The sequence below is a fragment of the Phycisphaerales bacterium genome (assembly GCA_029268515.1).
Taxonomy (GTDB): Bacteria; Planctomycetota; Phycisphaerae; order Phycisphaerales; family SM1A02; genus JAQWNP01.
Genome location: JAQWNP010000006.1, coordinates 533,242 through 558,584 on the forward strand (window position 1 = coordinate 533,242; position 25,343 = coordinate 558,584).

The 25,343-nt window shown below is 47.2% G+C and carries 16 protein-coding genes; 10 read left to right on the forward strand and 6 right to left on the reverse strand.

The window, feature by feature from the left end:
- Positions 1-9 precede the first annotated feature (9 nt).
- The 7 genes from P8J86_05140 to P8J86_05170 all read left to right on the forward strand — a co-directional run bounded on the left by P8J86_05140 (position 10) and on the right by P8J86_05170 (position 12,535).
- Entirely contained in the window at positions 10-990 is a 981-nt protein-coding gene (locus P8J86_05140; protein MDG2054074.1) for a DUF58 domain-containing protein, read from the forward strand.
- Entirely contained in the window at positions 987-3,266 is a 2,280-nt protein-coding gene (locus P8J86_05145) for a BatA domain-containing protein (protein ID MDG2054075.1), read from the forward strand. Before P8J86_05140 ends, P8J86_05145 begins: the two co-directional genes overlap by 4 nt.
- Positions 3,263-5,581, forward strand: coding sequence for a hypothetical protein (locus P8J86_05150; GenBank protein ID MDG2054076.1), 2,319 nt, complete (start codon positions 3,263-3,265; stop codon positions 5,579-5,581). Before P8J86_05145 ends, P8J86_05150 begins: the two co-directional genes overlap by 4 nt.
- Positions 5,582-5,675: 94 nt before the next feature.
- Entirely contained in the window at positions 5,676-9,188 is a 3,513-nt protein-coding gene (locus P8J86_05155; GenBank protein MDG2054077.1) for a hypothetical protein, read from the forward strand.
- Between the two features lie 47 nt (positions 9,189-9,235).
- Positions 9,236-9,985, forward strand: coding sequence for a hypothetical protein (locus P8J86_05160; protein ID MDG2054078.1), 750 nt, complete (start codon positions 9,236-9,238; stop codon positions 9,983-9,985).
- Positions 9,985-11,151 carry a terpene cyclase/mutase family protein gene (locus P8J86_05165; GenBank protein MDG2054079.1) on the forward strand — a complete coding sequence of 389 codons (1,167 nt, stop codon included), beginning with the start codon at positions 9,985-9,987 and terminating at the stop codon, positions 11,149-11,151. Before P8J86_05160 ends, P8J86_05165 begins: the two co-directional genes overlap by 1 nt.
- Positions 11,152-11,155: 4 nt before the next feature.
- On the forward strand, positions 11,156-12,535 hold the full coding sequence (locus P8J86_05170) for a hypothetical protein (GenBank protein ID MDG2054080.1): 1,380 nt from the start codon (positions 11,156-11,158) through the stop codon (positions 12,533-12,535).
- Here P8J86_05170 and trpD read toward each other — a convergent pair.
- Positions 12,513-13,613: an anthranilate phosphoribosyltransferase gene (gene trpD, locus P8J86_05175; protein ID MDG2054081.1), complete on the reverse strand. Its 1,101-nt coding sequence runs from the start codon at positions 13,611-13,613 to the stop codon at positions 12,513-12,515. The two genes, P8J86_05170 and trpD, sit on opposite strands and share 23 nt — an antisense overlap.
- Positions 13,614-13,659: 46 nt before the next feature.
- Between trpD and lgt the strand changes: the two genes are divergently transcribed.
- A complete protein-coding gene (gene lgt, locus P8J86_05180) occupies positions 13,660-14,643 on the forward strand; it encodes a prolipoprotein diacylglyceryl transferase (protein MDG2054082.1) in 984 nt (327 codons plus the stop codon).
- Between the two features lie 19 nt (positions 14,644-14,662).
- Here the strand turns inward: lgt and P8J86_05185 are convergent, their stop codons facing one another.
- Complete coding sequence (locus P8J86_05185) at positions 14,663-15,730, reverse strand: AAA family ATPase (protein MDG2054083.1); 1,068 nt, start codon at positions 15,728-15,730, stop codon at positions 14,663-14,665.
- Between the two features lie 356 nt (positions 15,731-16,086).
- Between P8J86_05185 and P8J86_05190 the strand changes: the two genes are divergently transcribed.
- Positions 16,087-18,468, forward strand: coding sequence for a DNA internalization-related competence protein ComEC/Rec2 (locus tag P8J86_05190; GenBank protein MDG2054084.1), 2,382 nt, complete (start codon positions 16,087-16,089; stop codon positions 18,466-18,468).
- Here P8J86_05190 and P8J86_05195 read toward each other — a convergent pair.
- The 3 genes from P8J86_05195 to P8J86_05205 all read right to left on the reverse strand — a co-directional run bounded on the left by P8J86_05195 (position 18,439) and on the right by P8J86_05205 (position 22,140).
- Positions 18,439-19,311: an AEC family transporter gene (locus P8J86_05195; GenBank protein ID MDG2054085.1), complete on the reverse strand. Its 873-nt coding sequence runs from the start codon at positions 19,309-19,311 to the stop codon at positions 18,439-18,441. The two genes, P8J86_05190 and P8J86_05195, sit on opposite strands and share 30 nt — an antisense overlap.
- A 148-nt stretch (positions 19,312-19,459) precedes the next feature.
- Positions 19,460-21,166 (reverse strand): hypothetical protein, encoded by a 1,707-nt coding sequence (locus tag P8J86_05200; GenBank protein MDG2054086.1) that lies wholly within the window; start codon positions 21,164-21,166, stop codon positions 19,460-19,462.
- 185 nt (positions 21,167-21,351) lie between these two features.
- Complete coding sequence (locus P8J86_05205) at positions 21,352-22,140, reverse strand: hypothetical protein (GenBank protein ID MDG2054087.1); 789 nt, start codon at positions 22,138-22,140, stop codon at positions 21,352-21,354.
- Positions 22,141-22,279: 139 nt separating this feature from the next.
- Between P8J86_05205 and P8J86_05210 the strand changes: the two genes are divergently transcribed.
- Complete coding sequence (locus P8J86_05210; protein ID MDG2054088.1) at positions 22,280-23,503, forward strand: PQQ-dependent sugar dehydrogenase; 1,224 nt, start codon at positions 22,280-22,282, stop codon at positions 23,501-23,503.
- Positions 23,504-23,512: 9 nt separating this feature from the next.
- On the opposite strand, the gene P8J86_05215 is transcribed toward P8J86_05210, so the two are convergent.
- Entirely contained in the window at positions 23,513-25,336 is a 1,824-nt protein-coding gene (locus P8J86_05215) for a DsbA family protein (protein ID MDG2054089.1), read from the reverse strand.
- Positions 25,337-25,343: the final 7 nt, after the last annotated feature.

The following is a 25,343-nucleotide window of genomic DNA, read 5'->3' on the forward strand; positions in this document are numbered from 1 at the left end:
ACCACAATAATGAGTAGTAACAACCAAAATTATGTTCGTGCAGAGCAGTATTTGGCACCCGAAACACTCGCCCAACTAGCGCCATTAGAGTTACGCGCAAAAATGATTGTTGAAGGAGTTATGAGTGGAATGCACCGCTCTCCGTATCAAGGTATGGCAGTTGAGTTTGCTCAACACCGTCAATATGTTCCTGGCGACGACCTTAAACATCTCGACTGGAAGGTATATGGACGATCAGACAAACTCACTATCAAGCAGTTTCAACAAGAAACAAATCTTGACATCTTATTGTTAGTTGATGCTTCCGCTTCAATGGGATTCGGATCTCTTGATATCAAACAAGGGTGGGGTGGCACGAAGGCAAGTGAAAAAACAAAAACATGGACAAAGTTTGATCACGCAACCGCCATTGCCACAGCGGTTTCTTTTTTATGTCTTCACCAACAAGATCGAGTGGGATTAGTGACCTACAACAGTGAATTACAAAACATGGTCCAGCGTAGTAATAGCCAAGGCCAGTGGCATCGCATATTGAATTCATTAAGCACTGTGCCAGTAGGCGAAAAAACAAACTTGGTAAAACTAGCAGACCAGGCGCTAAGTAAAATTAGAAACAAAGCATTGTTTGTTATTGTTTCAGATTTCTTTGAGCCACCAGAAGCAATTCAACAAGCACTTGCTCGATTTAAACACCGACAAAAAGATGTCATGTTGCTCCAGGTGTTAGACAACCAAGAGATCCAGTTTCCTTTTATGCGGGACGCGGCATTTCAGGGTCTTGAATCAGAGGGTCGCGTTCGGGTTGATCCAAAGGCATTGCGAAATGCGTATCTTGAGGTGCTTGCCAATCATATTGAGAAAATTAGTTTGATGGCAGGCCAATTTGGTTTTAGCCACACCATTTTCGATAGCCACAAATCAGTCGGACCCGCTATTAGTAAAATTCTTGTCCGACGCAGCGCGCTCATTAAGCGGAGTAAATCAGCATGAGTTTTATCACCATAGGCTTGGCCGTTGCGGGTCTTGCGGCAATGGTGATCCCCATTGTTATTCACTTATTGAGTCGCGAGCGATACCAAGTGGTTCAGTGGGCAGCTATGCAATTTTTGATTGAGGCCTATCGACGCAACAAGCGACGCCTGCGTATAGAGCAAATAATTCTAGTAGCAATTCGTTGTCTAATTTTATTGTTATTAGGTATTGCGTTAGCCCAACCACTCATTAATTCAAAAAACATCCTAGGTAACAGTGGTCCAAAATCTGTTCATTTAGTCATGGATGATGGTTTGATTTCCGGGCTCACAGACAAGCAAGGTCAAACAGCTTTAGATAAACAACGAATAATCGCTCAAGAAATCATAGGATCCTTAAATACAGATGACCTTATTAGTGTCACAACAACCGCGCAACCCGCACAAGCAGCAGTAGCGCCAGCAACAACAAATCACAGGGGTGTGAATGATCTCTTGATAGCAATGGAGCCATCATCATCAATAAGTGATCTTCCTACAGCCCTCAGGTTGGTGGAAGAGCAGATTGAACAACTTCAAGATCAAAGCCAGCGGCACGTGGTTTATTTATTAAGTGAGTTTCGACAAGGGTCCACCTCTTTAGATGAACCAATCAATAAAATGTCACTGAGTGATAGGTATGGAGTTGAGCTTTTAGCAATGGCTCCAAGTAGCGAACCGATTTCAAATGTCCAAGTTGTTTCTATTACACCTATTCGCCATATGGTGATGCCAGAGCACGGTGATCGCAACACACAAGTGACTATCACGTTACGTAGAGAAGGTGGAAATTTCCCACCCGAGGATACAACACTCCAGGTTGTTACAGACCGAGGGCAAGAGGCGACAGAAGTAACCGTTAGTTGGAAGGCTGGACAACAAGAGATGTTAGTTGAAGTGATGTTAGATTTATCTAACATCGCAAGCGCGAATATCGAGCTTCAGGCTTCTATTGAGCATGATTCACTTGAAGTGGATAACCATCAATTCACATCACTACGAAGTGTCGAGACAATCCGCGTAGCAATTATTGATCGCCAACTACAAACTGGTCGGCCCCGGGTTGATGAAATGCAGCCTGGCCACTGGATTAATTTAGCTCTACTTCCAGAAAACAAAAGTCCAATTGAAGTTTCATATATTGAACCCACAAGTTTAGATGGTGGGCAACTATATGGCATTGATGTTGCGTTTGTGGTTCGCCCAGATCTACTTACACAAGAGGGAATAACAACCGTCAAAAACTATGTTCAAGGGGGTGGTTTTCTTATTATTTCTCCCCCACCAAACGTAGATTCACACGCTTGGGCAACCCCATTGTTGTCCGCTTTATCATTACCTTGGATAGTTGAATTAGAAACCAATAAACACGAGTCTTCGATTGCTTTATCAACAGAGCAACCCCCATCATCACTACTTGGTTTATTGGGACCAGAAATGGAATCATTAAGCCGCCCAGTGCTTTTCTCCAAGACAATTAATGTCCAGATACCAAGTGGCTCACAAGATGCTGCTCTTATCTTTGAAGACGGACAACCCGCACTTCTTATTGGTCAAACAACAAGTGGTGATGATTTGGTGTTTGATAAATCAGTAAACCAAGAAGAGCAATCCCAGATAAACAATAGTCTGACTGCTCGGCGTGGCATTGTTGTCATGATGTCAACAGCGTTAGATCTTGAGTGGACAAACCTGCCAAGTAAACCACTACTAGTACCTCTCCTTCATGAGACTATTCGCCAAGGGCTTGGTCTTATTCGTTCTCAACAAAACGCTCTTGTTGGACAAAGACCTATCTTGTGGCCAGGTGCTACAGAGATCGAGTTAGCCAATGGAAGTCGTGTCACAGCAGCACAAGATGGACGTGTTAATCAACCAATCAACACACCAGGCCTCTGGCGTGTCCAAGATAGCCAAGGAACTGCTCTTGGTGTACTTGCAATAAACATCAATCCACTAGGTGGGCGCACAGAGGTAAATGCACCCGAGGCGGTTCAAAATTGGCTTGATCGTGGCACACCCGAAAAAACAAAATGGTCCTTTATTGATGCCGGGGATCCAACAGCGGCTCTAAGTGACACCCCAAACAAAGCACCCATTGGTCGTACTATTTTGTTTATTGTGCTTGGTCTACTTGTTCTTGAAACACTTCTCTCACGTCGTTTCAGTCATGCACACAGAACAAGTCAAAGTGAACAAAAAAATATTTCGCTAGATGAACATATAAGCCAGGTTATTGGCGGGGGTCGCGCATGAACTCCTCCTTCAGCCGCTGGCTCTTAAATATTGATGATCTTCCCATCAATAGCACATCAGCTGAAATTGCATGGGTTTACAATTGGCCAGCTTGGGTGTGGCTTTTAATTGTGCTATTGGTCGCTTTATTCTCATTTTGGACTTACGCCAAAATATCTGGATTGCGACTCGGTCGTGGTGTACTCGCTGTTGTTCGTGGAGCAGCGTTATTGTTGTTGATTATTCTTATTGCTGGCCCAATGATCCAAATCCCAAGAGAGTTTGTGCAAAAGGATTGGGTAATCCTTCTTGTTGATCGAAGCGCATCAATGCAAATTGGTGACATCAATTCTAATCAAGGCACACAAACACGTGATCAACAACTTCAAGATTTGATAAAAGAGAACGCACTTGTTTTTGAAGATCTAGGTAAAGAAAAAGATCTTGTGTGGTTGGGTTTTAATGAATCCACTTTTGTGGTTGGAGGACCAACCCGAGAGAAGGATGGGAGTATCAAATTAGATTTACCTGCATCAGAGGGCGAGCAGACACAAATTGCCACAAGTATTCAGGATGCACTAGAGCGCGCTGCGGCTCGGCCAATCAGTGGTATTGTTCTTTTGAGTGATGGGCAAACAACTGATCCGCCAAACCAAAATCTTATTCGCCAACTTGTTTCAAACGCAGTCCCAATATTTCCAGTTCCCCTTGGTTCATCTGGACTTGTTGGTGATTTATCTATTTCAAACGTGGTTGCACCCACACAAGCTTTTATACGTGATCGAATACCAATTCAGGTTGATGTTGATTGGAGTGCAACTGGAGAGGTGCCCCCACAACGCACAATTCGCCTTATTGATGAACGAACAGGCAAAGAGTTAGACGTCGCAGAATTACCAATGGGTTCTAATGAGACAAGCGTTACACTCATCGCTGATGCCACTTTGGCCGGCGAAGCTACTTGGACAGTTGTAGCAGAGACAAAAGAAGCCGATCTTGCTTCAGAAAACAACACAGAGTCATTTTCTATAAACCTAATTGATCGCCCACTTCGCGTTCTTTATATCGAAGGTTATCCGCGTTGGGAGTATCGTTATTTAAAAAACCTTCTTGTTCGAGAAGAGTCAATTCGTAGCGCCATCATGCTCGTGAGCGCCGATCAAGATTTTGCACAAGAAGGCAACGAGCCAATTTCACGGTTGCCTAGAACGGCAGAGGAATTACGAAAATATGACGTTGTCATTCTAGGTGACATCCCCGCCGGCTTTCTCTCACCACATCAGATAGAACTACTCCGCGATCATGTGCTAGAAAATGGAGCGGGTTTGTTGTGGATTGCAGGTGAGCGATCTGTGCCCTATTCATTCACCTCAACAACACTGTCAGATTTATTGCCAATGACAAGTGGACCTCGTGTAGGGCGTTTGACTGAGCCAGTCAATATGGTGCCCACCAAAGTTGCTAATGCAATGGGCGTACTTAATTTGACCACCAATGAAGATATTGGTTTTTGGCCTAACGAACTAATTTCAGCAGATCACCCATGGTCACAAATCCACTACGCACAAGCAATCGATCCTCATCGGCTTAAGGTTGGCGCAGAGGTACTTGCTGAATCAACCCAAGAAATAAACGGGTCACCCATGCCACTGGTTATTCAACTTCGGTATGGCGCTGGTAAATCTGTTTATATGGCCACAGATGAGATTTGGAGATGGAGATTCGGGCGAGGCGGAGGATTGATTGAGCAGTTCTGGATTCAATTAATTAGAAATCTTGGTCAAACTAATACTGGTGATCCACTTCAACCAGCAATGATTACCGTCGAACCAAGTCGACTTACGCCCGGGCAACCAATGCGAATTGAGCTATCTGTCCAGACCAAACTGATCGCAGATCAAATTGGTGATTCTCTAGTGGTTGAGTTGCTCCGAGGTGGTGATGCTGTGGGCACCCTCTCTTTAGAGCGCGAAGATGCCACAAACTACAGTGCGACTTACATCCCCAGTACGCCTGGGAAAATAGAAGTACAACCCCGTTCCCCAATTCTTGAGGGTCTCAATTTAAGCGCGACAGTTGAGGTTGAATCAAAGCAAAATGAATTGGCACAACCACAAACAAATCACGATCTACTTCAGCAGATAGCTGTTCAAACTGGTGGGAGGGTCATTGAGCCAAATGAGCTCAATAAAATTGCCACCATGCTTCCAAATCGTTCTGTGCGGACCCTGAATCCACTCTTAGAGGCAATATGGGATTCTCCATTAGCGTTCATCTTGATAGTGCTACTTCTGACCGGTGAGTGGATCGGCAGGAGAATAATTGGTCTTGTCTGACCAACATTCCAGTGGATTTAGGGCCATAGAGGTCGATACTTAAGGAAATGCGTCCCAAATAGTCACCCAGTATTATTTTGGTCAATAATCAACTATGGAAGCCATTAATAAACAATTACACAACACCCGCTCTCAAGGGAAATTATTGTTGCTTTCCCAAGCAACTTCAATTTTGTTGGCGTTAATTGTGTTTGCGATTATGAGCCTTGTATTTATTGACTGGGCGCTTCGGTTTCCCAGTGCACTTCGTTTGTTACTGCTTATTGCATTAGTGGTTTGGTGCCTTTGGGTCATTCGCCAATTTCTCTGGCCCGCAACACAATTTAATCCCACACTTACAGAGGTGGCACTCCGTGTGGAAAAGAAAAGACCAGAACTAGCGAATCATCTGGCATCCAGTATTGACTTTGTTCAGAGTGGTGAAGACAAGATAAATCCACTCGCGGCGCGGTGTGTCAAAGAGACTGAAAGGCGCCTACAACGAACATCAATAAAAGGTGTCATTAACAAGCGTGGACCAATGGGTTGGGGTGGCGTTGCTCTGGCAGGCGTGATTGTCGCAGTCATTCTTGTTTCCATTAATCCAACAAACGCATCTGTTGGTGTTCAACGTGTGTTACTTCCTTTTGGGAAAGCCGCTTGGCCCGCCCGAACAAGTGTTCAGTCATTGATGACAGATGCTGTTGGTGAAAAGATGGTATATCCCCGAGGGCAGGCACTTCACCTAAAGGCTCAAAACACAACACCTCAAGGTGAAGATGAGCGCGTTGAGGCGACTTACCGTTACCTCATTAATGAACAATGGGCACCCTGGCAAACAATTGTTCTTACCCATCAGCGCAATGGTTTACATGAGCGACTTGTTGATACAAATGCAGGTGCGATTGAGGTTTTGTTTTCAACAAGTGATTCACAAACAGATATTGAGCGGGTTAATCTCATTCCACCCCCATCTATTGAATCCGCCCAACTCCAAGTGGTTCCACCAGATTATGCAGCAGAACTTATTGAGCCTCTCACCCAAGATCTTGGGCAGGGAGTAGATCGATTACTGACATCAAAAAAAACCGTGCTTGCTCGATCAAATCTCACGCTTCATATGAAACTAAACAAGGCAATTCCTATTCCCGAAGACCCATCTGATCAACAGGCGTGGCTGCGAAAGACGATGGGGTTTACTGGCGATGTCTTGCCGTCCTTTGAACATAATCCTGAAGACCCCTCACAATGGAAGATGGAATGGACCGCTGATAAGTCGATGGTGATGTCTTTAGATTTGCAGGATGTGTACGGTCTTCGTAACCAGGATTTGATTTCATATCGCATTGATGTTGTAGAAGATCGTATCCCAGAAATCGCCATCCTCGAACCAAAGGTTGATGAAGCTGTTTTAGCGACGGCGTTAATTCCAATTGAGGTTGAAGCGCGTGATGATGTTGGGCTTTCTGAAGTTGGGTTGGAGTTAACACCTTTTACCGACGACACATCCACTGTGCCACCAGCACTTTGGATGTTCCGGGAAAAAACAAATCAACGCTTACAAAGATTAATGAATCAGATTGATCTAGGCACACTACAACTTGTAGAGGGTGATGAACTCGCTTTGTGGGGTCTTGCCTCAGATCGTTCGTTTGGTGAAGAGGGTGGCAATAATGAAGTTCGTTCACAGCCAAGACGACTTCGTATTATCAACACAACGGAATTTCTAGAGCAAGTAAGGCAAAATTTAGGCGGTGTTCGGCAAAGTGCAATTCAAATCGAATCACTCCAACAAGAGTTAGAGGCAGTTATTCGTAGTGAAGGGCTGAGCCCGGGAATGGATCGACAACAAGGTCGCCTTGTTCAACGAATGGCGCAACAACAAGAGTTGATTGGTGATCTTGCTGATTTGGTTGAGATGAATCAGCTTGATGATGAACTTCTTGCAGAGCTACTTGATGAGATTGAAAATCAAATGTCACTTGCTCGTAACGCAGGCGCCCGAGCTGTTGCTTCAATAGAAGAGGGTTTGAATGCTCAAGAAGCAACAAATGGTGATAAGCAAGAGCCAAGCCCCCCTGAAACACAAGCAACAGAGGCGGCCACTCAAAATCAGGAGACTGCTCGGGCATCTTTAGCATCCCTGATCGCACTCCTTGATCGGGATCAAGATGCGTGGGTGGTGACAAGGAAAATTGAGTCACTCATTGATGAACAAAACCAACTAATCCAAGAGACTAATGATCTAGCCCAACAAACTCTTGGGCGACCCTCTGAAGCATTAACACAGAAAGAACAAGACGAACTCAACCGCCTTGCCCAAGAGCAGGACCGCCTGGGCGAAGAAGCACAAGAGATGGTTGAGTCACTACAAGATAGAGCAGATGATCTTGAGACCTTAGATGAGCAAGCTGCGGAAGCATTGGCAAGAGCAGCCCAAACAGCTGAATCTCAGGAGCTGTCGCGTGATATGGAACGCGCCTCTGACCGTCTCGAGCAGAATCAGATGAATGTGGCACAAAACGCGCAGCGTGCCGCCGAACAAACACTCGAGAGAATGTTGGAAGAAGTAAAAGACACAAAGCGCGTACAAGTCGAAGAGCTTCTTCGCCAACTCGCTAGCTTGATGGAGTCAATCCAGAATCTAATTAGTGTTCAAGAACGAGAGCTTGAATTACTAGATATTGCGATTGAGCAAGACAATTTTAAGAATCGCGATCGAGAAATGATGCGACTTCAACAAAACACCTTTGCGGTGGAAAATAATGCCCGTGCTACCGATGTGAGCGCTGCTTCAGTTGGCCAAATTTTGAGCCAAGCTGGGGCTGCCCAAGGAAAATCGATTGGCGTGTTACGCACAATGCCTATTGATGGGGCTTTGGCCAAAGAGCACGAGCTTCAATCACTTCTCAAGTTGCAAGAGGCGCTTAAGGAAACAGAGAAGCTTAATGACGACACTGAACGTCAAGAGATGGATGCGCGGCGAGAAGAATTGGTTCAGAAGTATCGAGATGAACTCCAGAAGCAAGTGGTTGTGATATCGGAGACGAAAGAGGTTAATGACAATAATCAGTCGGCAAGACGAAAACGATTTGAAGCTCGCCGTCTTGGTGGTGTACAAGAAGAAATACGTTCAACTATTACTGAACTCCGTGACACAACAACAGAACTCATGGAAACCCCCATCTTCAACCATGTTCATGCCTTAATTATTAATTGGTCCAAGAGTGCTGAAGAAGATCTTTTGTCTGGAGAAACGAACCGAGATGTGACAGATCAACAAGATTTGATTGCCAGAGGCATCTCAAGCATTATCGATGCACTTGAGGAAGCGAATCAGCCACCATCTGAATTTGAAGATGGGCAAGCCAATGAGGGCGGCGAAGGCCAGGGCCAACAAGGGCAAGGTGAACCAGCACTCATTCCACCAATAGCAGAGTTAAAATTACTACGGTCAACACAAGAGCAGATCTATAATCAAACTCAGATTATCGACGCCAGAGAAGATCTTCAAGAGGTGACGCGAGTCGAAAGATTAGATGACATTGCTCAACAACAAGTAGATCTACTGCAACTCGGGCAAGAGATGCTTAAGCGTCTTCAAGAATCACAAGGCGCAACAGAATGAAATCCACAAATGGAATAAGCAAATCTCAGGATAAGGTTTGTTCGACTATGAAAATAAAACTAATGAATTCCGTCATTCTATTTACCATCACCACAATGTCAGTGGTTGCTTGGTCTGCGCCCAATGTTGTTCCTGAGACAGATCAACCCCAAGAAGACCAAGAGCTAAAAGCGCCAACAGAAGATACGCCACCAAAAGAAGAGACTCCTGCCACACTTGACGAGTTACTCGGCATCCAAAATGACAACAAAGAGGCACCAGAAGATGCTGCTCGACTAGATCAAGATGAGGATCTTGACCGTGAGCTCGAAGAAGCATCAATGCAAGACAATTTTTCGGTCGCCATTGAGAAAATGGAGATCAGTGCCAACATGCTTGGTTCCCGACACCAAAGTGGACTTGGAACACAGCGTATCCAAGAAGACATTTTAAAGCGTCTTGAGTACCTCATGGATCAGGCCAAAGAACAACAATCGATGCAGTCCCAATCATCACAACAAAGCAGTAGCCAAAGCAAACCAAGCCAAGAAGACCTTAGTCAGCCCCAAGAGGGTCAACAACAACAACAAGCACAAAACCAACAGGCGCCAGGTCAGGGTGAATCCAATGGGCAAACACCTCCAAAACAAGAAGGTGACATCAATAGTAATCTTGAAGAACAACAACGTGAATGGGGCATGCTTCCAGACCGCATTCGTGAGCAGTTGCTTCAAGGCCGCAACGAGGCATTTTCTCGACTGTATGAGAAGATGACTCGGTCGTACTACAGACTTCTGGCGGAAGAGGAATCGCCCTGATGGTGAAACGATTTCACATAAACAATCAACAATCGCTTTTAGTTGGTGTGTTTCGAAGAAGGTGGCCACACATTGCACGGTGCATGGTGGTTCTTTTTGGACTCTTGGTCTTTCCAAAATTAGGAGTGACACAAGAATCAACACCTCAACAAGTACCCCAAGAGGAAGCAGCCTCAGAGATCAACGAACAGGAAAGCCAAAAAGGCGCCGAAGATGTTCCTGCTGTTGATGAAATGACCCCAGAACTTAACAGTGCTGTTGAATTAGGTATTGCATATCTAAAAAAAGAGCAACTCCCCGATGGCTCTTTTGGAGAAGGTAAATATCGTCAACATGTCGGCATTACAAGTTTAGCGGCGTTAGCGATTATGGCAGATGGCAACTTGCCGGGGCGCGGCCCACATGGTGAGGCAGTTCAAAAGGCATTAAATTTTATACTCTCGAATGTCACCGAGACAGGCTTGATTGCGGCGGACAAAACTTCCCATGGGCCTATGTATGGACATGGTTTTGCAACACTGTTTCTTGGCGAAATTTATGGCATGAATCCAACCGACACGCGGGTTCGAGATGCATTGGTGAAAGCAGTCAATCTTATTGTGGGTACACAGAATTCAGAAGGTGGATGGCGATATAACCCAGTACCTTTTGATGCAGATGTGTCGGTGACTATTTGTCAGGTGATGGCACTTCGTTCTGCGCGTAACGCTGGAATTAAAGTTCCTAAAAAGACAATTGACCAGGCGGTTGACTATGTGAAGAACTGCCAAAATCCAGATGGCGGCTTTAAGTACATGCTTAACTCAGGGAGCTCGGCTTGGCCACGTACTGCCGCTGGTGTTGCAACTTTGTTTTACGCAGGCTTGTATGAGGATGCAGCTATTACAAAGGGTCTTGAGTACCTGAATAAAAAAGTACTTCCAAACATCAAGACTTCTGGACAACCTCACTACTACTATGGCCAATACTATGCTGTTCAAGCGATGTACTTAGCTGGCGGCGATCAATGGAAACGCTGGTGGCCAGAAGTTCGAGAGGCGTTGGTTCGTAACCAATCTTCGTCAGGCGGATGGCTCGATCATCACGCGGGGGGAAGTTATGCCACAGCGATGAGTTTGATTATTCTGCAAATGCCTAAGCGATATCTACCCATCTTTCAGAGATGATGTAATGCAAACCCAAGACAATACAAACAACAAGCAATTCCACATAAGACATTATTGTGTCTTTGTTGTCGCTTTACTTGGTGTTTTAAGTACAAGTTCACTCGGGCAGGTGAATGAGAAAGATCTAGCCCAGCCCGTACAGGTGAGGCGAGCGGTCACAAGAAACACCCAAGCGGTGCCACCTAGTCAGCAACCAACAAGCCTAAAAGACGGTCAGTTATTCCCGGCTCCCCCATCAAGTGAGGCCAACCGTAAATCAAGATCGACTGACGGTGATGGTGAGTTGATTACATTACCGTTTGAGGTGCGGCCAACAGTGCTCGCTGAACTCACAAATTCCATAATTGCAACAGCAGATGGCCAGAATGGTTGGATTGAACAACCACTGAATACTGTTGTTGCTTGGGCTCGTGTTAATCCTAAATTTCATATAGCTGCATCCGGGAATGTGGTGCTCAATGATGGGCAGCACTTGCCTGGAGATTTTATTCAAAGTGAAGCTGTGACCTCAGGACATTTAGGGTGGAGGCACCCTTGGCTTGGGCCAATAAATATTCCACTAGAGAAGATCTCATCCGTTGCAATAGACCACATGGGGACCCAACTATTATCAAAAGAGGCACCACGGCAAGATGGCGATATCGTTTTCTTGAACAATGGCGATCTAATTGAGGGCTTTCTTTTAGAGATCGCGCCCACCATTGTGATCGAGGTGGGCTCTGATGTGGTGGAGATTCCACAAAGCCAAATTCGAGCCATTCGAATGATTCCAGAAGTCACAACGCCAACCGGGCGTCGTGTTACATTTCGTGATGGCACCATGATTGATGTTCAAGAATTGAGAATTGGCCTTGATGGATATACCAAGATTTCTACAACCACACTTCAGCTACTCGATGGCATGCCTTCCTCAACAACCCTTCCCCGGGCGATTGAGATTAACTCAATTAGTTTTGATCCAGCACAATTTGAATCACTCACAGTGCTTAAGCCATCAGAGATAACCAGTCCCCCAACACGGTTTTATCCGGTGCCACCCTTAGTAAAAAAAATAGGGCCCAGCTCTCTATTGGATCACATTGAGATTCAAGGGCCTGTGAGCGTGACGTATGATCTTCCATTGAATACAACACATTTTTCAGGTGTTATTAGTTTGACTGAGCAGTCGCCACCTTGTGCAAATGTACAGGTCTCGATATTTGTAGATGGCCAACCAAGCTGGAAGACAACACTAACGAAAGAAGACGTTACAGCGGTTATTGATATTCCAGTCACAGGGCGCCAATTGACGTTTGAGCTTTTGGAAGGCTTGGGAAGTTCTACTGGTGATCGTGTGGTGCTCAGTTACCCCACACTCCACATCAGCAATTCTTCGACCAAGTAATAAGTGCATCAAGCTTTTCTCGGCATTGGCCGTTATCAATAAGTGTGCTAGCAATTTGCACACCATCTGACATCGACGTGGCTTTACCAGCGACAACCAGCGCGAGTGCCGCATTAACCAGTGTCAGATCTCGGCGCGGGCCCTTTTCTTTGCCATCTAAGATTGCTGTAAAGATGTCCGCAGCGTCATCGAGATCATTCGCCATTAGGTCGGTCATCTTTCGGTATGAGATACCAATTTGTGTTGGGTCAAAGTACTCATGCCTGATCGCCTTGTCTTCTACATGCATAATGTCTGTTGCAGCACCAATTGATACTTCATCGTATCCATCACAACTGTGCATCACAGCGGCGCGGATTGTTCCTAGTTCAAGAAGCGTTTCGGCAACAGGCTCTAGAAAACGTTTTTCATAAACACCTACCACTTGCCTGCCAGCGCCGGCGGGATTGGTTAATGGGCCAAGTAAATTAAAGATGGTCGGAAACCCCAGAGCTTGCCTCACAGGCATGACATAGCGTGTTGCGGGGTGATGCCTTGGCGCAAAGCAAAAACAAATACCCGCTTCTTCGAGAGCCCGTCCCTGGGCGTCAGTTGGAGCATCAACATCAACACCTAACGCCTGTAGAACTTCAGCGGATCCACGACCAGTACGTGATTTATTGCCATGCTTTGCAACAGTCACACCACTGCCAGCTGCGACGATCGCAGCGAGTGTTGAAACATTAAATGTCTTTGGTGCTCCACCAGTGCCAGCTGTGTCGAGAAGTGATTCCATTGGCACAGAAGACACAACCCGGTCGACCTTATCTCGCATGACACGCGCGGCCCCATACAACTCTTGTGGTGTGGGGGTGCGGGTTGCCAAGAGTGCTAATAGAGCGCCCATTTCGCCCTGTGAGGCGTTACCAGTCATCATGGCCTCGAAAGCCTGTGTTGTTTGGCTGGCATCGAGCGAATCGCCCTGGAGCAGCCTGCGTAGGTGGGGCGTCAAATCAGCACGATCACCCCCAGCAAACTCCGATGGAGCGGCTGCCATGGCATGATCGTTAGAGGATGGGTTTGTCGTCTTCTTTTCCATAGTTTGCCGCTCCTTGTAGATCCCGTGATACGCTACCACACAAGCGATGTCATTCCTTCTTGCCGATGCCTATTTACACACCATGGACCCCTTTGCTATCGAGTTGTCGGATGGCTGGGGCTTGCGATGGTATGGGCTGTCCTATGCATTTGGGTTTGTGATTGGATGGCTCATTACGCGGTGGCTTGCTCGCAATCACCGAATTCTGATTCCATTACAAACAGTCGGCGATTACATGGTCTACCTCATCGTAGGTGTGGTTGTTGGTGGCCGGCTCGGCTATGTGCTCTTCTACCACCCTGAGTATTTATTCCAGTTCACAGCAGATATACCGTTTTGGGAGGTCTTAGCGTTCAACCGTGGGGGTATGGCAAGCCACGGCGGAATTATTGGCGTGCTCCTGGCCTCAGCTCTCTTCGGACTAAAGCGTCAAATTTCGCCATGGCACGTGATTGATGTTTCAGCGTTCATTTGTCCTGCGGGACTTTTTCTAGGGCGCATCGCCAATTTTATTAATGGTGAGTTGTGGGGTAAGGCCCTGCCAGATTCAGCAGGCAAACCATGGTGGAGTATTCAGTACCCACAAGAGATCTACCAAGGTCATATTGATCTAGAGCCTCTGCGTGAGGTCATTCCAGGTGAGCTTGGTTTCAATGATCGTGTTATTGAACTTGCAAACCAAGGCGATCCTCAAGTGACGGTGTATTTACAAGAGCAACTAACAGCTTTCTATCCATCGCAGATAATTCAAGCGATTTCCGATGGACCCATCTTGATAGCGGTACTGGCAATCGTGTGGTTGGTACCACGTAAACCAGGCATCATTAGTGGTACCTTCCTTCTGACCTATGGCATCTTGCGTATTTTTACAGAGCTCTTCCGCCAAGCAGATGATGGCATTGCAGTGATTGCTGGTTTGCAAAGAGGCCAACTACTGAGTGTTCTAATGATCGTTTGTGGAGTGTTTATCCTCGCGTATTGCTCACTTCGACCAACAGAGCGCGTTGGCGGCCTCCTCAAAACCAAATAACAGTCATTCTGTGTCTGGGTTATGCCGAAGCACTGCGGCCAACTACTGACCACTGGGCAACCAGATTCTCAAAAGTGTGTTTCATATTGACTGAGGCACCAAGATTGACCTCGGCGTCGGCGATCGCAGCAATGATGGCCATACTACGCACAACAGACTGGCCGCTATGAGCTTGTTGGGCCATCTCCCTGCGGATGAAATCGGCAAGCATGCCTAAGATGAAGTCAGCACCTCTCTTATTGGCGGCATCCTTACTCGCATTTTCGTGGTCCTTCACCCAAGCTTTGGCAAATTCATCCACCAGTGCGTTCATGGTGGCACCAAGGCCCACCGGGAAACCACCTTGCGCGAGCGTCTCTAGCCCCTTCACTAACTCACCCGGCCACTCGGTCATCCCATATGCCAAGGCGACCTGGGCTCTTCCTGGGCTTCCATTGGCAAATTTGAGCACCTCTCCTTGCTGCTTCTGATCGAGGTCACTGTGATGGCACTTAAGCCACGTCTTCATCGCTTGATCATCAAGTGGTCCAAACCGCACCATTTGGCAGCGACTGCGTATTGTTGGCAATAGCTTTTGTGGACGGCTCGTCACCAAAAAGGTGTAGGTTGCGGCAGGTGGCTCCTCAAGGGTCTTCAGGAGTGCGTTTTGAGCATTGAGGTCGAGTAACTCAGCCTCATCAATAATGAACACTTTGCCCCTACCCCTGCCGGCGGTCTTGAATGCTCTGGACTCATGTCGCTTTCCATCAGCTGTTTGGCCACCAATCATGAGCTCTCGAAGCAGGTCTAATGGCAAGTTGAGCAACTTGCGGGTGCGTAATTGAGTTGTCTGGGCATAGACGGCAAGCTCTTTATAGATCAGGTGAAAATCTGGATGTAGGCCCCGATCAATGTCATGACAGCAATCTGGATCAGGTGCGCCCATAAGGTCTTTTGGGCATAACAATTGCTTTGCGACTGCGATAGCGCATGTGCACTTACCAACACCGCTTGGACCAGCCAAGATCCATGCGTGGTGCATTCTTCCGGAATCCATCGCCCTCTGAAGGTTGGCGACGGCGGCATCTTGTCCAAGGAGTGTTTCCATGACGTGGCGACTAGTTTACGGGCACAGACAGTTTTGTACCTGACAGGCATTTTCCAATGACAACGCAGCATCACAACGGGCAGCTAAAGTTGACCCTCAGTCGATTTATAGGGGTATTGGCCGCTGGCCCCTGATTCACCGGGACAATTTAGTGTGTGAGAAAGTCTTCAGATCAGCCCGCTTCATGTCGTCCCAAAGCCTGCACCAACACCTCATTTTTTTTGTTTGGCCAGGCCACTTGGGCAGCTGTTGGACTGGTTGCAGGCATTTGGTTTAGCACATGTGTGGGCGCTAGAGCAACATGGCATTCGACACCATTGATTTTGTTGATAGCTCTTTTGATGTTCGTTATTGCCATGACATGCGTGGATCGAAATCGAGTTGTCCAGATCACAAATCCAGCATCACATCGAATAACCAAACTATGGGCTGGATTAACTTGCATCGCCGGCATCGTCGCAGGCGTGAGTCTAGGGGTTGCAGCACCGAATGCCAGGAACACCCTAATGCCACCCCACAGGCACGAACACTTCCTTGTTGCTGTTGAAGGCGTGGTTTCTTCTCGGCCAATAGTGACATCATCAACCACAAGGATGTTCGACGACGACGAGCAAGTAACGCGATTGCTTCTTAAATCAGTCCAAATGCTCGATGGCTATCCACCAAAACTGAACCAAGTCAAGCAACCGCAGATTACATGCATGGTCTGGATACAAGGCAACCTAAAACACATCGAACGTGGAAGTCTTGTGCGTCTCATGGGTTGGGCTCGGCTTCCAACACAACCAAAATCACCCGGGGGTTTTGATCAGGTTGATTGGGCCAATCAACATGGCATCAGCTTATTGATCTCGGTACCAAATATAAGTTTGGTAAAAGTACTTCAAAGTGAACACACTATGAATGTACTGACAGCACTCGGGCAATACCGAGATGCACTTCATGATTGTGTTGGCGAAGCGGCAACCAATGGCCTCTCGCCCGCAGCTGGCGGGACAATCAAGGCGCTCTTACTTGGTCAACGGAGTGGTTCGGAACTGACACGTCTTATGGACTTGCTTCGTCGCCTTGGCGTGGCTCACCTGTTAGCAATATCAGGCCTTCACCTCGCAATCGCGGTTGGCCTTGTTATCACGATAGCGCGGCTTCTCCACGTTTCATTTCGGATGATTGGCATTCTTGTGATCACCATGGCGCTTCTCACCCTTTTTGTGGTGGAGGTTCGCCCTCCGTTACTGCGGGCAGCAATCATGACTATTTTCTTTGGCGGCAGCCTCATCTTGGGTCGAGGTTTAGCGTTGACCGGAACCCTGTCTATTGCAGCACTTGCATTACTGAGCGTTCGACCACAAGAGTTAGGTGCGCCAGGATTTCAATTGAGTTTTGGTGTGGTGATTGGACTGGTTGTACTCACCCCACGGGTTACAAAACGGTGGCTTGGAACAGAACTCAATTCAATTCAACCTCAACTGGAATCCAAGGCGCGCCGCTGGATCGCCAATTTTATTGCTGGATCTTTGGTTGCATGGTTAATCGCTACTCCATTGGTGGCGTATCACTTTCAAATTTTCTCCCCACTCGCAGCTCCACTTGGAATTGTGTTGTTACCGCTCATCACAATACTCATGATTGTCGGCGCTCTTCATATAAGCATAGGGGTAGTCTTAAGTGTTTCACTAGAACCCTTATGTTGGCTTATCAACACGCTTGTGACAGGTATTGATTGCACACTAGCTGTTGTTTCAAGTTGGCGCGCATCATGGTGGCCACTTCCACAAATACCAGTAGCGCTTTGTGTATTCGGGCTCATTTGGTCGATTGCTTGGTCTGTGGTGGAATCTACGCGATGGCGAAAGCCCATCGTAATGGGTGGTGTTTTACTTTTTGTCAGCCTCATTGTTTCAAGTTTATTGTTGTGCAGAAGTGGTCCACTGAGAATAGATATGCTTGCTGTGGGCGATGGCTCCTCATATTTATTACGTAGTGGCACTCACATCGCACTTTTTGATGCCGGTTCACAGAAAGGACCATCAATTGGTCGAGGCACTATTACACCGGCACTACACGCATTAGGCGTGCGTCGATTGGACATTCTCTTTTTGAGTCACCCACATCGCGATCACATCTCTGGCGCTATTGAGGTTCTGCAGGAATTCAGACCAAAACGTTTAGTTATCAGTGGCCAATTCATTTCTTCAATAGACACAGAGCCACAGAATGCGAGCGATCGTTGGGCTCAGCGAGTGCTAGAGGTGGCTGAAGAAGTCGGCGTATTGGTCGAGGTTGCGACAATGGGCGATTCTTGGTCGTTTGGTGACACCAAATGTATATGCCTAGCGCCACAAAATAGCATGATCTATGCCAGCGAAAACGATGCATCTCTGGTTTTGCAGCTTGACGTTCTGGGCAGGCGGATACTTCTGTGTGGGGACATTCAGGAACAGGGTATTAAGTTGTTACTCACCACTCCAAACATTGGCCCAGTTGATGTCATCGAAGCGCCACACCACGGAGAAGAATCAGGGGCATCAAAGCAGTTAATAAATCAGTTACAGCCTCTTATTGTGCTGCAATCATCGAAGCGATCTCGTGATGGTCAGTGGCTCAAGAAGAGTGAAAGAATTCACCTTCATACAGCGGAAGATGGCACATGCTCGATTTATGTTGCGAGGGATGGGGGGATTGAGGTGAAGCGGTGGGATGGTCTTTTAGAGCAAGAGCCACATCGCGACAGGTAGGGTCGCAGCCATCCAGATATTGGTACAGAAGATATAGATGGTGACCTTGTCCATATCGCAGCCAGCATCTCTGGCCATAATGACATTAATCGTTGATGACGGTAGTACTGACAACAACAAGACAATTGTGCGGGTCTCACCAGTAAGCCCAAGGATCAAAGTTGTGAGATAGCTAGCGCCAACAACAATTGCTAAACGCAATCCCGAGTACAACATCGCCTTTCCAAAGCCATTTGGTTTGACTTCGGAGAGTGCGAACCCCAAAGACAACAACAATAGTGGAATTGCCATATGACCAAAGAACTCAAGTGATCTATCAACATAGCTCGGTAGCGTGAGCCCACTAAACATAATGATCAGTGCGACGACACTCGCCCAGAGTAGTCCTCGTTTAAGCAGTGGCTTGAATGTGATCTTTCCCTCAAAACACCATATCGCAGCACTGAATTGGGTGATCAATACAACCACCGCGTAACCAATACAAAGCGCCAAGCCAGAGTTTCCAAAACCAAGTAAACCAATGGCGATGCCAACAGACATATTGCTAAGCGCTGTTGGCGTGACGTAGGTACGGGCATCCATTTTGGCTAGGCGAATGACCAATGCACCGATTCCAAAAACGAGAATCAGAACAAGCGCAGCCGCTGCCATAATCCACAGCATTTGAACAGGATTCGCCCGGTCATTTGCTAGTTGGTGGATGATCAAACAAGGTAGTGCGACCTGCAGGATGAGGTAGCCAACTTCCTTTTTCGCCCATGGAAACTTATATCGCCCAAGGGCGTACCCAATCAGAATGACCGAGAAGAGAGGGACCAAAATATCAAGGATGTGATTGAGCATATCACTGAATCCTAGCCGATCTAGCGAGGCGACTGTTTGTTGAGGGGGTTAAATGAGCGAGCCTAAAGACCTCACCCAAATCGCCAAAACACAGTTATAGGTAGATCTTAAGTCCAGTCCGTCATCAATCAATCTTATGCAAAAATGATCATTGTGAGATGCGATGACTCTTTTGGTTCTTAGTTGTTGGCTTGAGATTCGAACTCACGCTCGATCGAAGTGGCGTCTCATCCCAACAGTCTTCTCCATAATGAATCAAGAGCAAACTAAAGTCTGCAAGGCCGACATGACCATCACCATCATGATCTGAAGAAAGATCTCCACTGCTCCCATACTCAACAAGGAGCATTGAAAAATCAGCGAGATCAACAACCCAATCTCCAGTTGCATCTCCAACACACTCTGGACATTCGTCTAAGAAAAACGTAAAGGCATCAGTAGACACGATCGTACCTGCTGAAATGTGGTCGGTGCTGTTGCCACAAAATCGGGTGTGATCAACGACAACCACATCAGTTGAGTTACTTTCAATCGCACCACCGTCAGTTGAAGCGGCGTTGTCTCGGAAGAGGCATTTGCTTATATGTGGCGCCCACATTCCGGTGCTGATATACATACCCCCACCAGCCCCAACAGCAGCATTAGAAAGCACAGTGCAGTCTTCGAGTTGTGCGCGAGACTGATATTCATAAAACGCGCCACCAATATCCGCACTGTTATTTCCAACATCGCAATTAATAAAATGAGGATCTGAATCGAGATCATACACAGCCCCACCACTATGGGCTTGGTTCTCTGTAATCGAACAGCTATTGAATTCGGGTAGCGATTTGTGGTTAAAGATGGCGCCCCCGCTTGTCGCTTGGTTCCCAAAGAATTCACAACTCGTCACCGTTGGTGAACTGGTGTAATTGCCGATGCCGCCACCAGAGAGCGCGTGGTTTGTTGTAAAAGAGCACTGTGTCACGGTGACCAGAAGACCAGCGTACACATAGAGACCGCCACCCACATTGGCTGTTGTATTGGATTTAAAGATGCAATTGTCAAACGACGTCTCTTGAGAATTTGTATAGGCGCCCCCACCATGATCCCCACTCTCATTGCTCAAGAAGTCACAAGTGGAAAAGTCGACTGCGGTGTTGTTTCCTAAAAAGACCCCACCACCACTAAGGGCGGCTTCGTTAATGTTAAACCGGCATTGCGTCACTGCGCCAATCGTGACATCTCCAAAATAAATTCCCCCACCAGCGCCATTGAGGGCGCGGTTTTGACTGAAGTCACAGTCGATAAATGTCACTTCATTTGCTGATCTATTAAAGGCGCCTCCACCGTTAATGCTGGCTGTGTTGTTTTGAAAATCGCTGCTCTTGATAAGAGCACTGCTTGACCCTTCAATATGCAATCCCCCACCATTTTCTGCGTGGTTGCTTTGAAAAAGACAATTGCTGATCGTTGGGCTAGCGGCGTTGATGTGTAAACCAGCACCATCGCCAGTCGTTGAAGATCGGCCATTCAAAAAAGTAAAACCCTCAATAATGCTCTCGAATCCACCAGAAGGATGTAAGGTCAAACAGGTTCGAACGTTTTGGCCATCAATAGTGGTTACTCGTGACCCATCAGTCGAGCTCAGAGTGATGCCCTTAGACGCAATGTCAACAACAGAGGTTCCGGTGCCGGTATATGTGCCGGGTTTTACAGAAACCAAATCACCAGAGCCCGCAGCACTGACGGCGTCTTGAATGGTGGCAAAGTCACAGCCTGAAGCGCAAACAGTCCATTCTGTGGCGCTCACCGAGCCCGTCATTAACACGAGCATGAATAAGGCAACCGTCGTTAATCGTGATCCAAGTCTCATGACCCTCTCCCTCTATTTGAGCGTTATTGTCGCAAAGTCAATGGTGAGGGTGCAACTAAAAACCACCATTCGTACCCAATATGCGCACAAACTCAGTTGAACAGCCAAGAAAGGTCCAAAATGTGGGGTTTGGTAATGGCCGTATTTCAAGGGATGTGGCTTAGCACCAAACCCCAGTGATTTACTTACTGGTTATTTTCTGAGCCATCATCGTCAGGTAAGGATCCAATGTACCCATCAATTGGAAAAGGGCGAAGCTCGTAGTTCGGTTGTGGTGAAACAGCAGGAAGCTTAAGGAGCATTTGCTCATGTGGCACTTGGCTGATGGCCGGATAGCTCACAGCAAGCTTATTAAAGTCTTCGCTGTAGAGATCTTTTACATCAATATCGAACGAGCCCTCATTAAATCCAGCAAGATCGGGCACACGAGGGAAACCGATGGCTGCGGGTGATTGTTCTTCGGATTCCCGTAAATGTAGTCGGGCATCGAGATGTCCCAAGTAGTAGGCGCGGTTCCCCTCTTTGATTGTGAAGGTGCTACCAATGGGCATTTGAAAGAGTCCATCGGCCAGGAGGTAGTTTTCTGAGGAACCTCGCAACGCAACCAGCTCATAATTTCCTGGCGACAATCGCACACCAACCAAATTGCGAGGTGAACCTTGATCACCAATCATCAGATCAATCACTGGTCCAAAGACCATTCCCATGAGGTTCTCAGTGCCTTCAGTGACAGGCCAGTCGGGGTTCAACACAATGCTGGCACATCGATCTGTTCCATCACTGATCAGAATAGTTTGGGGGATGGGGTGTTGTTCGGGAACAATCAAGTTCTCCATCGAAACAGACATCACAACCAACGAATGATTTTCGTCAATTCCAAGTGAGTTATTGCTCTGGCAGCCAGCGCTCGTTAGGCCAATTGTGAGGCCGATTACTGTTGCCAATACATGTCGGAATCGTAATACATGATTCATAATCCATAACCCCTTATTGCATCGCGAAGAGGATACATCAAAACCGCATCTCTTGAATCAGGACCATTGTTCGTTACGGTGACAAAAGCGGCATTTAGTGTCATGAGGTATCATGATCACCCCTTAAAGGAGATAGAAAATGCGCTTCGCAACAGCGATGTTTACTTTGGTGGCGGCACAACTCGTTGCGGCAGAAGTCATTCAGACCACAGCAACTACCTCGCCACCACCCCAATCAACCGCTTCCAGCGACGTGATACCGAAGATCGATTTGAACCCTTTGTGGGGCGGGATGACTTTTTCCCAACCCATCGATCTGACAGCTGCTCCAGGCAACGAAACGACATTTTTCATTGCAGAACGCCCTGGGCGCATCTTTGCTGTTGATACAGAAAGTAGCGCCCCAGTTAAGCGTACCTTTTTGGACATTCGCAAAGATAAAGTATCAATGCAGAACTCCGAAGAGGGGTTGTTGGCGATGGCTTTTGATCCCGACTACCAATCTTCTGGGAAGGTGTATGTTTATTACACGGCCAGTAAACCCCGACGGGGCGTCTTGGCTCGATTTACTGCAAAATCAGGCAGCAAGGAACCGATTGATCCAGCGACCGAAGAGGTGCTATTGACTGTTGAACAACCATGGGGAAACCACAATGGTGGAACAGTCCTCTTTGGGCCCGATGGATATCTGTACATCAGTCTTGGTGATGGAGGCGCCGCTGATGATCCACATGGCCATGGGCAAGATTTATCGACATTACTCGGCACGATTCTGCGGATAGACGTCAACAACAGCCAAGTTGATGGGAAAGCGTATGCGATACCACCAGGCAACCCGTTTGTTGGCCAAAGTGGCGCACACAACGAAATTTGGGCCTATGGATTACGAAATGTATGGCGCATGAGTTTTGATCAGAAAACAGGTGCTCTTTGGGCTGGGGATGTCGGCCAAAACAAGTTTGAAGAAGTCGACATTATCGTCAAGGGCGGAAACTACGGTTGGAATGCACGTGAGGGTAAGCACGCGTTTCGTGGCGGCGAAGGACAAGGCCCATTTGTTGAGCCAGTCTTTGAATACAACCGACGGGGTGGCGGTTCAATAACTGGCGGATATGTGTATCGCGGCAAAGCGTACCCGCAACTTGACGGCATCTATTTCGTAGCAGACTTCATGAGTGGCCGTATTTGGGGACTCCGTGCAAAGGATGGAGTGGTGACCTCAGACCGCGTGGTCTTTCACTCAAGAGTTCCAAAATCGATCACATCATTTGGCATAGGACCAGATGGGGAACTTTATGCCTGTGGGTTTGATACACCCTATGGACAAAAAGGCAAGATCTATCAAGTGGTTCCAGCGCCCTAGAGAATAGATTTATGGACGGCGTGCAGCAGCGTCTTCGGTTGCACGGTCGTATACAGTTGACAATACGTCTTCACCCTTCATTTGCCAGCGAGGCAAATTCTTACCATTGATATACACCGTTGGAATGCCCCGGAATATTCTTGGCCCTTGGGTTTGGATCTCGGTGGTCAAAAGCGACCGGACATCTGGCGAATTCATGATTTGCTGAAGGTCATATGGGTCAGCGCCAATAAGATCTGCTGCATCATTGATGGTGGTTGGGCCATAGAAGTTTCCATCCGTCATAGTGCCTTGCAAAATCATTTGACCGACAGCGAACGCGGCGGCGTCGCCGCCATAAAAACGGGCAGCCTCAACAAGTAGTGCCGCATCGCATCCAAGCGGGCGCTCTGTACTGCGCACAAGCGAGTTACATGATCGATCAAATGGGAATGGATGAAAACGGTAAATGACACTTTTATCGTCACCAATAAGCGCCAAAATTTCCTTGTTTGCTGCTGCACTTAGCCCATGTGTGTAATCACCAATAACATCGATGGTCACGGTACCTGGTGTTATAAAGTTGGAGACCCGTTCGTTATTACTCCAGTCTTGGATGTACTTTTCAAAAGCTTTGTCAGGCGTGTCCTGATAGGCATAGCCAGGTGGTGGGTTGGTAGCCGCTATTGAATTAACTGCGTTTATCAAGGCGTTGGGCGCTCGATACCCACGAAGCTGGACGCCATTAATGAAAACCATCGGCGTAAAGTACAACCCGAGTTCACGTCCTTCATCGATGTCCGCAAGTATTCTCTTAGCTATTTCCGGGTCCGTTAATGCACGCTGAAATTCATCGCGGTCAATTCCTAACTCATTCAAGAAATCGATGACCTGATCATCTGTTACTGAACCCATGTTTTCAAAGAGCCAGAAGTGTGCACGCCAAAATGCTTCTGGTCCACCAACCATACCAAAAGCCTCAGCGTACGCTGCTGCACGACACGCTTGTGGGTGCACATCTGTTGCGAGAAGTGGGTTGCAGTCTTTGCCGAACGGGAAATGTTTGGTTGAAACAAGTAGGTCGCTGCGTTCCCCCAACAATGTAATGAGCTGAGATTCGATTAACTTGCAATCCTGGCACTGATAGTCAGAGAAGATCACAATTCGAATAGGTGCATTTTCTGGTCCAGAGGGATAACGACCAATGAAGCCAGGATCATCGCCCATAGACAGGGTTGTATTGGCGCTACCTCCATCAATAATTTCTTGGGTTGACGCAGCCAGATCTTGAGTTTCTTGAGTGTTTACTCCGGCTTTTATAGAGCTATCAACAATAAACAGAATGAGAGTTGTGACACAGAACACAATAATAAGCGCGATTGCGGGTGCTTCGTTTCCACGCTTGATACGTGGCGAAAAGAAGTCCATGGTGGCCCAGAAGGCAAAATTACCAAGGTGCGTGAATAGGCAATAAAGGCAAATACTGCCTTTCTCAATCATCACAATCAGGAAGAGTAGTGATAAGAGTGCGGCAATACGCACAATCCAACGGAAACCAAGGCTGACTCCATTCGTTCCGTTACATAAAAACCAGCCGACTAACACTGCGATGAAATACGCGAATCCCACACAGCTCACAGGCCAATCAACACCTGGTACTCGCCCCCAGGCTCCATTTGTTATCAAAGCACATGGACTATTTTCGCCACAGCCAGGCAAAGAAACGCCAGCCATATACTGAGTCACCAGCATGCCTGAGAAGATGATTGCAACACAGATAAAAAGAATGCCTAATACAAAGACACCTAGTTTCATTGACGCTACTTCGGGGTTGGGTTTATTTTGTTTTGCCACGGAAGGG